Origin of the sequence: Caballeronia sp. INML2 (genome assembly GCF_023631365.1) — a bacterium.
GTDB lineage: Bacteria > Pseudomonadota > Gammaproteobacteria > Burkholderiales > Burkholderiaceae > Caballeronia > Caballeronia turbans.
The window spans coordinates 150,321-162,823 of the sequence record NZ_JALQDH010000017.1 but is presented as its reverse complement, the minus strand read 5'-3'; the positions used below and the strand labels follow the sequence as shown (position 1 = coordinate 162,823).

General features: G+C 67.4%; 10 protein-coding genes. 3 read left to right on the top strand and 7 right to left on the bottom strand.

Features of this window, described 5'->3' with window-relative positions:
- Positions 1-16 precede the first annotated feature (16 nt).
- From NCT32_RS07225 to NCT32_RS07195, 7 genes are all read right to left on the bottom strand, one after another.
- Positions 17-802, bottom strand: coding sequence for a 3',5'-cyclic-nucleotide phosphodiesterase (locus NCT32_RS07225; protein WP_061117306.1), 786 nt, complete (start codon positions 800-802; stop codon positions 17-19).
- A gap of 20 nt (positions 803-822) precedes the next feature.
- Entirely contained in the window at positions 823-3,051 is a 2,229-nt protein-coding gene (locus tag NCT32_RS07220) for a CHASE2 domain-containing protein (RefSeq protein ID WP_250490028.1), read from the bottom strand.
- Positions 3,048-5,306, bottom strand: a complete 2,259-nt coding sequence (locus NCT32_RS07215) for a SulP family inorganic anion transporter (RefSeq protein ID WP_250490027.1) — start codon at positions 5,304-5,306, stop codon at positions 3,048-3,050. Before NCT32_RS07215 ends, NCT32_RS07220 begins: the two co-directional genes overlap by 4 nt.
- An 11-nt stretch (positions 5,307-5,317) precedes the next feature.
- Positions 5,318-5,971: a FecR domain-containing protein gene (locus NCT32_RS07210; protein ID WP_250476661.1), complete on the bottom strand. Its 654-nt coding sequence runs from the start codon at positions 5,969-5,971 to the stop codon at positions 5,318-5,320.
- Positions 5,972-5,979: 8 nt separating this feature from the next.
- A complete protein-coding gene (locus NCT32_RS07205) occupies positions 5,980-7,746 on the bottom strand; it encodes a ShlB/FhaC/HecB family hemolysin secretion/activation protein (protein ID WP_250490026.1) in 1,767 nt (588 codons plus the stop codon).
- Positions 7,719-10,016: a filamentous hemagglutinin N-terminal domain-containing protein gene (locus NCT32_RS07200; protein WP_250490025.1), complete on the bottom strand. Its 2,298-nt coding sequence runs from the start codon at positions 10,014-10,016 to the stop codon at positions 7,719-7,721. Before NCT32_RS07200 ends, NCT32_RS07205 begins: the two co-directional genes overlap by 28 nt.
- A 162-nt stretch (positions 10,017-10,178) precedes the next feature.
- Positions 10,179-11,096 (bottom strand): LysR family transcriptional regulator, encoded by a 918-nt coding sequence (locus tag NCT32_RS07195; protein WP_250476658.1) that lies wholly within the window; start codon positions 11,094-11,096, stop codon positions 10,179-10,181.
- Positions 11,097-11,311: 215 nt separating this feature from the next.
- Here NCT32_RS07195 and NCT32_RS07190 point away from each other — a divergent pair, with 215 nt between their 5' ends.
- The 3 genes from NCT32_RS07190 (at position 11,312) to NCT32_RS07180 (ending at position 12,500) form a co-directional block, all read left to right on the top strand.
- The gene (locus NCT32_RS07190; RefSeq protein ID WP_250490024.1) at positions 11,312-11,638 is read left to right on the top strand and encodes a hypothetical protein; all 327 of its coding nucleotides are present in this window, start codon (positions 11,312-11,314) and stop codon (positions 11,636-11,638) included.
- Positions 11,639-11,668: 30 nt separating this feature from the next.
- The gene (locus tag NCT32_RS07185) at positions 11,669-11,902 is read left to right on the top strand and encodes a hypothetical protein (RefSeq protein ID WP_061117312.1); all 234 of its coding nucleotides are present in this window, start codon (positions 11,669-11,671) and stop codon (positions 11,900-11,902) included.
- A gap of 67 nt (positions 11,903-11,969) precedes the next feature.
- On the top strand, positions 11,970-12,500 hold the full coding sequence (locus tag NCT32_RS07180; protein ID WP_250490023.1) for a cupin: 531 nt from the start codon (positions 11,970-11,972) through the stop codon (positions 12,498-12,500).
- Positions 12,501-12,503 lie beyond the last annotated feature (3 nt).

The window sequence follows — 12,503 nt, the reverse complement described above, 5'->3', positions numbered from 1 at the left end:
AACTATCGGCGGGACGTTACAAGATCAACACCTCGCCAGAGCGCAACGCACGTAGCGACACTCCCGGCAACGCGGCGCGCAGTTCATCGAGAATCTGCGCGCCGTGCGGCGGTTTCAGATGCGAAATCAGCAATTCGGCCTTCATCTCGACGCCGCGCACATCATCCGCGATGAGACTCGGGCAATAGTGATGCGCCGCATGCGCCAGCTTGATCTGCGCATCAGGAAACGCGGTCTCGACGATCACATGGCGTAATCCGGGCAACGCCGAAATCGCCGCCCAGAACGCGGGATTGGTCGTCGTATCGCCGCTGAAGGCGAGACACGCTGTCTCACTCGATACCGCGAAGCCCATCGACGGCACCGTATGTCGCGCAGGCAATGCCGCCACGGTGCGCTCATTCAACGTAATGCGCTCGCCGACCTCCAGTGCTTTGAACCGCACGCCCGGCGCCTGCGGCGAAGGAATGCGCGTGAAGTCCGGCCAGATCAGGTTGTTGAAGATATGCGCCTGCAGGATGTCGAGCGTCGCGCGGCTCGCGTGGACGATCAGTGGCGCGTCGCGGGCATCGCCCACGGCATCGATCATGAGCGGCAGATACGCGATGTGATCCAGATGCGAATGCGTGAGAAACACATGATCGACGCGCGCGAGCTCATCGTCGGTCAGAACAGCGACGCCTGTGCCGGCGTCGATCATGATGTCGTGATCGACGAGCAGCGCGGTCGTGCCGCCGGCGTCGTTCGCCGCGACCGGGCCGCTGCTGATCGCGCCGCTACAGCCGAGTACCCGAACCTTCATGATGCGCCCCGCCTGATGGTCTATTTCGTATCGAATGCGCTTACGCAGTCCCAGTCCTCGGGCAACGCGACGCCTCGCAGCGCATCGATACGCTTGCGATAGATCGCATACACCTGTCGCTCAGGATACTGCGCCGCGAGCGTCGCGAGTAGCGTTTGCGCTTCGTCCCACTCGCGCGCGCGATAGTGCGCGAGCGCCGCGTGCCAGCGCGCGAGCGCATCGGCATGTTCGTGCGGCGGCTGCGGCTCGAACACCGCGATCGGTGCGACGCGTCCCTTCACGCGCACGCGATCGATCTCGCGGAATACGACATCCGGCACCCGCTCGCGCGTCGCCTCGCCGACGATGATGTCGATATCGAAGCGTCGCGTCAGTCCTTCGAGCCGCGCCGCGACGTTCACCGCATCGCCCATCACGGTGTACGCCTTGCGCACGGACGAGCCCATGTCGCCGACCGTCATCGGTCCCGTATTGATGCCGATGCCGATCCACAAGGTCGGCCAGCCGCGCGCCGTGAGCGTGCGGTTCAGTTCGACGAGCGCGGCGCGCATGCCGAGCGCCGCGGCGAGCGCATGGCGCGCATGATCCGGATCGTCGACGGGCGCGCCCCAGAAGCCCATGATCGCATCGCCGATGTACTTGTCGAGCGTGCCGCGATGCGCGCGGATCACCTCGGTCATCGTGCCGAGATACTCGTTCATCAGCCGCGCGAGCGCTTCCGGCTCCAGTGTCTCGGCGATCGCGGTGAAGCCGAGCACGTCGCAGAAGAGCACGGTGAGTTCCGCGCGACGGCCCGCCATGCTGTAGTCCTCGGGATGCCGGCTCATCTCCTCGACCAGTTCCGGCGGCACGTATTGCCCGAAAAGCGCGGCGAAATAGCGTTTCGCGCGGGCCTCCACGAAATAGCCGTAGGACATGTTGAGCACATGGAGCGCGAGCACGGCAAGCAGCAGGGACGCCACGGGAATCGACCAGCCGAGCCGCGCGAACGCGAAGAGATCCGCCGCGACGATCGCAGCGAACAGCATCGCGCTGGAAAGCGTCGCGCGGGCGGGGCTGCGCCACGGCCACAGGAAGATCATCGCGAGGCCGGCGAGCACGAGCATCGACGCCTGCAACGCCGCCGCGAAAGACGGCTCGAAGCGGATCGTGCCGTCGAGCATGCCGGCGATGAGGTTCGCGTTCACCTCGACACCCGGATACACCTCGCCGACGGGCGTCGTGCGCTGATCCATCAGCCCCGGCGCCGTCGTGCCGACGAGCGCGATCTTCCCCGCGAGCGCGCCCGCCGGAATGCGCTGCCCGAGCACATCGGCGATGGAGTAGTAAGGGAAGCTGCCCGTCGTGCCGCGATAAGGCACGAGTGCCGCGCCGTTTTCATCGACGGGAATGACGCGCGTGCCGCGCGGCGTCGTGAGCGCGAGTCCCGCGAGCGGTGACGTTGGATCGGACGGATCGTCGAAAACGGGTGTGACCGAGGCATCGCCGAAAAGGGCGCGGAACACTTCGAGCGAGAGCGCGCCGTACACGCCGTCGCGAAATGCGCTGATGAGCGGCACGCGGCGCACGGAGCCATCGAAGTCGATCACCGGATTGAAATAACCTGCGCGCCGCGCCGCGCTTTGCAGCGCGCTCAGGTTGCCGCCATAACCCGTCCAGTCGAAGAGCGTGAACGGATGCGTGCCGAACGCGCGCTCGTTCATCAGCGGCGACGGAATCGCGCCGCTCGATGCGTCCCGATTCGAGAAGTAATAGCCGAGCACGACGGGACGACCCGCGAGGGCATCGGCGAAGCGCTGATCGTAATCCAGACGCGGCGCGAGCCGCTCGAGCGCCTGCCGGTAAGCGGCGTTGTCCGCGAGCGGGCCGCGCGCGAGCTCGTCGAGCACGGCGAGGCCCGAGCTCGCGTCGGCTTCCGCGAACACCATGTCGAAGCCGAGCACCGCGACATGCTCGCGCGAAAACAGCGTATCGGCGAGCGTCGCCATGCGCGCGCGATTCCACGGCCAGCGGCCGAGTTCCGCGAGACTTTTTTCGTCGATGTCGAGGATCGCGATGCGCGCATCGGTCGTGCGCGGCATGAAGAGGCGCACTTTCGCGTCGTAGAGCATCGCGGCCAGCGAATCGATGAAGCGGATGTCGTAGCGCGCGAGCGCGTGCCCCGCGAGCGCGACGACGATCGCGAGGCCCAGAACCCAACGCACGCCCGAGCGTTTGAGCACGGACGCAAAGGGTTCGCGCGCACTCATTGCGCGGCCCGGATCTGCTCGTTCGCGGCGACGAGCCGCGCCGCGAGCACCCGCGCGACGAACTTGTGCATGCGCGCGGCGAGCGCGGGATCGTCGCTTTCCAGTCGCTTCAGGGTCGCGAGCGCGAGGCGCAGCACGACGGTCGGCTCGTCGGCGACGACGTCCGCGCTGCGCCGCGCGCCGGTGTACACGGCCATTTCGCCGACGATCGTGCCCGCGCCGAAGCTGCGCAGCCGCAACGTGCGCCCCTCGCCGACGCTGAGCGCCACCGTCACGCGTCCCGTTTCGACGAAATAGATCGAATCGCCCGGATCGGCCTGCCGGAACACGTACTCGCCGGGCGCGAGCGCGAGCGTGTCGAGATGCGGGCGCAGCGCGTCGAGCGTGTCGGGCAAGGTCGATTCGAACCCGCCCGCGCGCGTCGCACGCGACGGATCCAGCGCGCGCAGCATCTGCGTTTCGATCCATTCGAGGCCGCTGTCCAGATCGGCGAATTCATGCGGGCCGCTCGCGCCTTTCGTATCGGTGATGCCTTTGGCGAACCACGCCTTCAGCCCCGGCGAAAGGCCGGTCAAAACGAGCTGCGCGTTCGCGCGCGCGCAGGCCTCGCGCAGCCTCACGAAGCTCGCGGTGCTCGACGCATCGACGCCATGCACGCGCGCGAAATCGACGAGCACGAAGCGCACGCCCGGGCGTGCATCGGGGGCATCGGCGCTCGCTTCGAGGCGTGCGAGGATATGCGTGAGGATCGAATACGCGGTGCCGAAGAACAGAAACCCCTGCAACGCGACGCCGTAGAGCGCGCGCGCCTCGCCATCGAGCGCGCGGCTTTCGTCGACGGTGCGCTCGACGTTCGAGCGCCGGCCACGCCCGTCGAATTCGAGGCGAAAGCAGCTCACGCGGCCATAGCGCACGACGAACAGCATGCACGCGGCGACCACGCCGAGGAGCACGCCCGCGACGATCCCATACACGGCGATGATCGCCATGATCGCGGGAATCAGCAGATAGTCGTGCCACGGCAGGCGCCGCAACGAGTTGATGAGCCATTCGTTCAGCATGGCCGCGCCGATGAAGATCTGCAGCCCCACGAGCACGGGCTTCGGCAATAGCGCCATCAGGCTCGGAAAGCGCGCGACCACGACGAGGCAGAAGAGCGCCGCCAGCACGCCCGCGCGCCGCTCTCGTACGCCGAGACGCCAGTTGGTGATCGTGCGCGTCATCGACTGCGCGCCGACGAGTCCGCCCGCGAGCCCGGTCAGCACGTTCGCGATGCCCGCCGCGCGCATCTCGCGATTGAAGTCGACATCGCGCGAGGTCGTCACGCCGATGCTCGTCGCGTTGAGCAGCACGGTCATCGACGAGACAGCGGCGACGGCGAGAATCTCGGGCGTCCGCGAGACTAGCGTCGGCAGCCAGGCGTCGTGCAGCAGCGGGAACGGCAGGCGCATGCCGGTGATCGACTCGTAGTGAAACAGCAGCCCCATGCGGCGCGCGTCTTCCAGACTCTTGCCCGCTCCGTGCAGCCCGCCGTAGAAGATCACGATGCCGAGCGCGATCATCGACGGCAACACGATCACGTAGCGCGACAGCGGCGTGATGCGCGTGAGCACGAAGAGGCCGACCCCCACGACGAGCGCGGGCACGCTCGCGAGCCACGGCAGCGCCATGAAAAGACGCGGCGTCGCGGCGCCGACGGGCGCATCGGTGAGCACGCGCAGCGCGCCTTCGAGCAAGAGCAGGCCGGTGCCCGCGAGAAAGCCGCCGATCACCGGAAACGGGATGTACTGGATCAGGTTGCCGCGTTTCCAGTGCGCGAGCGCGAAGAGCAGCGCGCCCGTCGTCAGCGACGACACCGCAATCAGCATCAGCACGGTGGCGAGCACGGCGCCGTCGTCGCCGCCCGCGGCATGCACCGACAGCGCGACGGACGAGGCCAGTCCCGCGAGCAGCGCCGTCGCGTTCGAATCCGGCCCCGCGATCATGAAGGGCACCGAACTCGTCAGCGCGACCACGGACGCGACGATCACGCAGCTCAGAAGCGCAGTCGGCATGCCGGCGGAGATCCACGGCGTGAGCCCGGCCGAGAAGATCGTCGCGCCATAGCCGGCGGCGTAGGCGAGCGCGAGCAGCGCGGTGAGCACGCCCGCGAGGGCATCGACGCCGAACGCCGCGATGGCCGAGCGACCGTTCGATGCGCTCGCATCGGTCCTCGCGCGCATGAGTTTCGTGTCGCGGCTCGCGTTCTCGCTCATCGCGGCTCCCGCTAGCGGCACGCCGCCGAGGGCACCACCGGCGTGACGCGCGACGCCGGGAGCACCCCGAACGGCGAGCGCGCGCTGATGACGATCGTGCCTTCTCCCGCGCGCACGATCTGCCGGTCCACCTGATTGATCACGACGATCTGCCCGTCATAGACGACGATCTGATCGCCCTTGCAATCCGCATTGCCGCCGGGTTCGAGGTTCGCGCAGTCCGTCACGGAATATTCGGTGCCGCGTATGCCGATGGTAGAAGTCGGCGTCTTCACGCGATAGTTCTCCGGCTTGCCTTCCTTCGCGACGAGCCCGTCCACGGCGCGCAATCCGCCTTTCACGAGCGAGAGAAAGCTGCGGTCTTCCTGCGGCGCGTTCGCCGCGTAGCGGAAATCGTCGACGCGAAAGACCGAGCCGGGCTTCAGATACACGCGTTGCTTGTCGGTGAAGATCATCACGATCTCGGACGCGACGCCCGTCTGCACGGTGTCGCCGTTTTCGATGTTGCCGCCGACCGCCGCCACGCGCTGCGCGCCGTTCGCGCCTTGAATCGCGACATTGCCGACGAGCGCCGTGATGGTGGCGACCGGCTCGGCCGCCGCCACGCGCACCGATATCGCCAGAAGGAGAAGCAGAAGCGGGAGGAATCGTCGGGCGCGCGTCATGATCGGTTTCAGAAGGACTTCGTGAGCGCGACCCAGAAGCGGTTCGCGTGGCCCGTGCCGAGGGTCGGCGGGACGTAGCCGAGGGTGTGCGCATACGACATCGACAGCAGGAACGCATGCGGCGCGGTGAAGGTGGCGCCGACGCCCAGTCCCGACAGCCTCACGTGATCGCTGCCGGGCACGACCGGATGCGCGACGATCCTGCCATCGGCGGTATCGATGAAACCGGCCAGCGTGACGAGCACCGGCACGAGCGATTGCCTGAGCGTCTGACGCACTTCGAAGGTCGCGATATACGCTTCGTCGACGGGCGCGTCGCCGGTCGCATAGGCGCGCACCGCGTAGGGGCCGCCGAGCGAGATCTGTTCGGACGAGTCGAGATTGCGCGAGGTCGCCTGGCCGCTGAGCGAGAAGTAGAGTTGCGTGCCGTTGGCCTGATCGCCGATCACCTGCGTATGCGTGACGGCGAAGACGAACTTCGTGAACGAGCCGGCGATCTGCGAGGCGACTTGCTCCGGCTGCGGCGACTTGAAGCGCAGGTTGCCTTGCTGGATGCCCGTGTCGAAGGTCGTGATGCTTTTTTCGAGCGTCAGATTGCCCGACAGCCCGAGGCGCGCGACATCGCTCGTCTTGTCGCTCACGGAATCGAACGCGCCCAGATGATCCGACAGCAGCTTGTGGTCGTAGCCGAGCGTCGTGTACACGTTTGCCGCGGGCGCGCGCAGCAGCGGATAGCTGACGAACGTCGAGAAGACGTTCGCGCTGCCGTAGGCGTCGAGTTCGTCGAACTGGCCGCCGACCGAATAAGTCGAGCGGGTATAGCCGATGCCCCACGCGAGGCCGCTGCCGCCGAGCGGCACCGTATAGCCGATGTTGCCGTAGAACTGCCCGGTGATCGAGCCGAGCAGCCGCGCACCCAGCTGATCGCCGATGCCAAGCGGATTGTTCCATTGCAGCGCGCCGATGAGACGCGCGGTGCCGGTCGTCGTCTGGCCGTAGTTGTCGGCCTGCATGCTGCCCGACAGGGGCTGCGCTTTCGGCACCTGCATCGTCATGTCGGACGTGCCGGGAAGCAGTCCGGGCGAGATCGTCGCGGTCGCGCCCGTCGTGCCGGCCGCGTCCTGCGCGAGCAGCGTGGCGCGGGTCAGCGCGTGCTCGTCGATCACGTCGCCCGGTTCGAGCCCGCCGAAAAAGCGCGCGATGACCGTATCGCGCGTGCGTGACCGATTGTCGATGCCGATGCGCCCATAGCGCCCCTCGCTGAGCGCGATGCGCACGATGCCGTTGTCGATCTGTTGCGGCGGCACGTAGGCCCGCGCGACCAGATAGCCATGCCGGCGATAAAGCGCGCTGACGCGATCGGCCGCGCTTTCTAGGTCGTCCAGCGAACGGTCCGCGCCGATGAGCGGGCGCACGACGTCGAGCAGCGTCGCGGCCGGAAAAAGCGTGTTCCCGGTGAACTCGAAGCCTTTCACCTCGAAGCGGATGCCGCCGGGCGCGCTCGACGCGGGCGGCGGCCCGGGCGCGGGCGTCACGTTCAGGCGAAGGTCGGAGGGCGGCACGGGCGCGGGCGATTGCTGCTGCTGTTCGCGCAGGATGCTGCCCGCGTTCGGCAGTGCCTGCGCGTGCGCCTCGCGCATGTCGCGCGCCGTCGCCGCGACGAGCGTCGCGAAAAGCACGGCGAGCCGGCGGGCTGCGCCGCTGCGGCGTCGTTCGCGGGGCCCGAAGCGTCGCACGCGCCTGGGCTTCACATGCGGCATACGTGACCGGGCCATGCGTCGTCAGGCAGGCGGCTGCCGTCGCTCGACGAATCGGTGCGCTGCTGCACGAGCGGCGCCGACTCGGGCTGAAGCCCGGGCGTCGCATTGGACAAAGGCGCGGGATTGGCGGCGTCGGTGCGTACGGAATCGAGAATGCCGGGCAGCGCCGCGGCGGTTGTGACGGCGGTTCCCGGCGTTTGCGGCACTTGCGGCGCCACCGGCTGCACGGGCGGCGTCACGGGTTGCACGGGCGCGCCGGCGATGCGCAGCGTGCCGCCTTGCGTCGTGATCTTGTAGCCCGTGGGGCCGCCCGTCGCGGTGATCGTGATCGCGTAGGTGCCGACCGCGGCGCCCGGCACCGCGCCCGTGCTCGTCACCGTGAAGACGAAAGGTTCGTGCTTCGTCGGACTGTCGGCGAATGCGCCGCCATAGTTCGCGCCGTTGTAGCGCAGCGCGAGCGTGACGTCGTTCGGTCCGAGCGTGCGGGGCACGTCGAACGGCACGTCGATGTTGATCGCCGTCAATGTGACTTGCTGGAGCGCATTGAACGCGAAACGGTTGCCCGGGGATGTTGCGGCGCGCGCATCGGCGCCGCCCGTGTACGCGTCGCCCCAGAGCGCGAGATTGCCGCTTTGCAGGCCGCCGAATGCGTCCGCATCGGGCGCGTCGGAGTAGACGAGCCAGCGTCCGTTCGGCGAGGAAAGGGCACGCGCGCCCGCGCGGTTCACGAAGGTCGCGGCCGCGAGCGTGATGGCCGTGCCGCTCGCGCGGCTCGCGATCGGCGCGGCGAGCGTGAGCAACGGCGCCGTGAGCGTTATCGCGCCGCTCGCCGAGACGCCCGTCAAACCCGCGACGCCGCCGATGGTGAGCGGCGCGTTATCGTCGAGGGCGATCGAACCGGCGTCGGCGGCGAGCGTGCCGATGCGATTGCCCGCGTTCGTCAGTCGATAGGCGCCGGTGCCGCCTCGCAGCGCGACATTGGCTACTTCGATGGGCGCGCGCTGCGTGGCCGTGCCGCCCGTCGTCATCGAGAGCGTGCCGCGCGGCGCGCTGATGGGCGCGTGGAGCCGGATGCCGCTTTGCGCCGCGAGCGAAAGCGTATTCGCGCCGCGCCACGCGACCGGGCCATCGATCAGGACGAAGCCGAACGGCTCGAAGCCCGAAGGCGATGCGGCGCTGATCGACACATTGGTCGATTCGAGCACGCGCGAGAGCGTCGCGCTCTGAATCGTGCCGAAACGCCGTCCGATGGGATCGTCCGCGCCGACGAGCGCCGCGAAGTCGCTCGCGATGCGCCACGTGCCGGTCTGTCCCGAGGCCGCCGCCGTCGTGACCTGCGCATCGGGCGCGACGCGCACCTGCGTGCCCGCCGTCTCGATGACGCCGCCCTTGCCGCCATTGGGCGCGGATGCGTCGAGCGTGCCGCCGACCTGCACGACGCCCGTGTCCGCGACGAGCCGGATCACGCCGTTCTGGTTCACGGCGCTGCGCGCGCGGATGATGCCTGTGTTGTTCACGACGTTGGCGAACAGCGCATCCTCGGCGCTCGCGGCGAGCCACGCCTGGCCGCCGTCGGCCTGAATCAGCCCGTGGTTGGCGGCGAGCGCATTCAGCGCGCCGCGCTCCACCGACAGGCCGATCATGCTGTGGTCGCCGAGCGTGACGGCAATGCGTTCGCCCGCCGCGAGCGCGGCGAAACCGCCGGGCGCGTCGATCGTGCCGGCGTTGATCGCGCGCGTGCCGATCAACGCGACATAGCCGCCGGGCGCGCTCTCGATCGTCCCGAGATTGACGACCGCGCCACCGCCGCGATGATGATGGTGGCGCTCGCCGCCCGCGAACGTGTAATGGCCGCTCATGAAGTCGTTCGCCGACAGATCGAGCGTCGACGCGAGCAATCCGCCGACGTTGACCTGCGCGCCCGGCCCGAAAATCACGCCGTTCGGATTGACGATGAAAACCTGTCCATTCGCGTCGAGCTTGCCGAAGAGCGCCGAAGGGTGCGGCCCGACGACGCGGTTGAGCGCGATCGCGTTCGCGCCCGGCTGATTGAACGTGACCGATTCGCCGGGACGCGTGCTGAATGAATGCCAGTCGATCGCCAGCCGGCCGCTATTCTGCTGAATGGACGTATTCGCGCCCGCGCTCGTAACAGAGCCCGAGCCCGCGACGATGCGCGCGCCGGTCGGCTCCGCGTGCGCAAACGTGAAGAACACGCTCAGGAGCGTGATGGAGCACAGCCGCAGCGCGGAGGAGGCGGGGCTTGCGCGCAGAGCCTTGATCATGTCGGCAGACTCCTTTCTGTTGCGCTGCATCGTCGTCACGAAATGCAGGCGCACCATCAAGCAGTTTAGTGTTCCGAACCATGCTTGCAACTACGCGTTTAGAGAATGTGTGAGCGCATCCCGCGCGTTATTTGTCTTAGGGATGCGATGTTTATATGACGTTCACGCCGGCTCGCGCGCGAGCGTGCCTTCGACGAACTCGCGCAGGAACGCAACCCACGTGCGGATCTTCGCATCGAGATACTGGCGGGACGCATACATCGCGTAGATCGTCATGGTCTGCAGTTCCCATTCGGGCAACACGCGCACGAGCGCGCCGCTTTGCAGCCACGGGAGCGCGGCGAGCATCGGCAACGGGGCGATACCCAGGCCGTTCGACAAGGCGACGGCGAGCGCGTCGGCGGAATTGACGCGCAGCCGGCCGGGCTCGAGTTCCACTTCCACCTGTCCGCGCGGGCCTTCGAAGACCCATCGGTCGACCGGGAAGAAGGTCGTCACGAGTTGCAGGCACGTGTGATCGGTCAGATCCTCGATGCGCTGCGGCGCGCCCGCTCGCTTCAGATAGCCGGGCGACGCGCAGAGAACGCTCGGCATCGAGCAGATTTTCGTGGAAACGAGCGCCGAGTCGGGCAGGGTGGACGTGGTGACTTGCAGGAAGACGTCGAAGCCTTCGTCGAGCATGTCGGGCACGTGCTGCGAGAGCGTCAGCTCGACGCGCACCTGCGGATGCTCCTCCAGATAGCGCGTGAGCGCCGGCACGACGTAATGCTGGCCGAAGGTGATCGGCGCATGCATACGCAGCACGCCGCTCGGCGAGACCTGCGCGTCGCCCGCTTCGGCCTCGGAGAGATCGACGAGCTCGAGCACCTCCTTGCAGCGGGTCAGATAACGGTTGCCGGCGTCGGTGAGCGCGACGCGCCGCGTCGTGCGATTCAGAAGACGCGTGCGCAGATGCGTCTCGAGTTCGGTGACGGCGCGCGATGCCTGCGCCGTCGTAATGTCCATTTGCTGCGCCGCGATCGTGAAGCTCGCTGCTTCCGCCACGCGCGCAAAGATCCTCATGCTGCGCAGTAAGTCCATTGGCCCGCCATCCGTTTGACGAAGCCGGAACTATCCCACGGCGGCAGAAGGGCGTGCAACCGGCGGCGTTTTCCGCACATTCGTTTCAGTGTTCACATCTGTTACAGGGCTTGTAACTCAGCGGGCAAGGGGCGCGGCTACTATCGATTCATGGCTGCATGCGAATTCAGGATCGCATCGCGGTCTGCTTGATCGACTTCTCGGAAGAGGACGAAATGAATATCAGGAGCTTGGTCGGGATCGGAGTCGCATTGTCGGCGGGCCTCGTTTGCGAAGCCGCGTCGGCGGGCGTGAATGTCGGTGTAAATCTCGGGGTGCCGGTCGCGCCGGTCTATGCGGCGCCGGTGTATGCCGCGCCTGCGCCCGTTTATCAGGCGCCGCCGCCTCCGCCAGTCGTGTATCAGCCGGCGCCGGTCGTCGTCACGCCTGCGCCCGCGGTTGTCGTCGGCTGGCATGGCGACCGGTACTGGGATGGTTATCGCTACTGGGGACGCCGCGACCGGTATGCGCATCACGGCGGCTATGGCTATCGCCACTGGTAAGCCGAAGACAACCGGAAGCAGGGCATCATCATGAAAAATTCAATTCGAACTCGAACCAGGGCGCTGATCGCGCCTGTCGCATTGGTGCTGGCCGCGGGGCTCGGCGGTTGCGTCTATGCGCCGCCTTATGGCTATGCGCCCGCGCCGGCGTATGGCTACGCGCCCGCTTATGGCTACGGATATGGGCCCGGGTATTACACGGCGCCGTCGGTGTCGCTCGGCATCGGCTTTTCTAACGGCGGCGGACACTGGCACGGGCGTTGAAGCGGCTCGAGACGAAGTGGAACGCCCGTTGCTGCGTTTTCCCAGACTCTTCGGGAGAATGCGCGAGATGGCTGAACAAACCGTAAACCTGCTCGCGCAAGGCGCGCGCTGCGAACACTTCATGCTGCCGCCCAACGGCTGGGTGCCGAACAATTCACGTCTGCCGGTACTCGTGTGGCGCGGCGCGGTCGACCCGAAAGGCGATTGCGCCGCGCGTTTCGAAGCCTTGTTCGCGCAGAACGGCTGGCCGCCGCAATGGCGCGACAGCGTTTTCGACTATCACCATTTTCATTCGACGGCGCATGAGGCGCTCGGCATTGCTTCCGGCGACGCTGAGCTTATTCTCGGCGGTCCGCACGGCCGCGTGATCGCAGTCAGCGCCGGCGATGCGCTCGTTCTCCCCGCCGGCACCGGCCATTGTCTGCTGACGGCAGGCCGCCGATTTCAGGTGGTCGGCGCGTATCCGCCCGGCCAGCAGTGGGATATTCGACGCGATGCGATCAGCGAGGCCGAACGCATCGCGATGGAAGCGTTGCCTTTCCCGAGCAGCGATCCGGTTGCCGGAGAAGACGGGCCGCTCGCACGTCACTGGCACTGACCG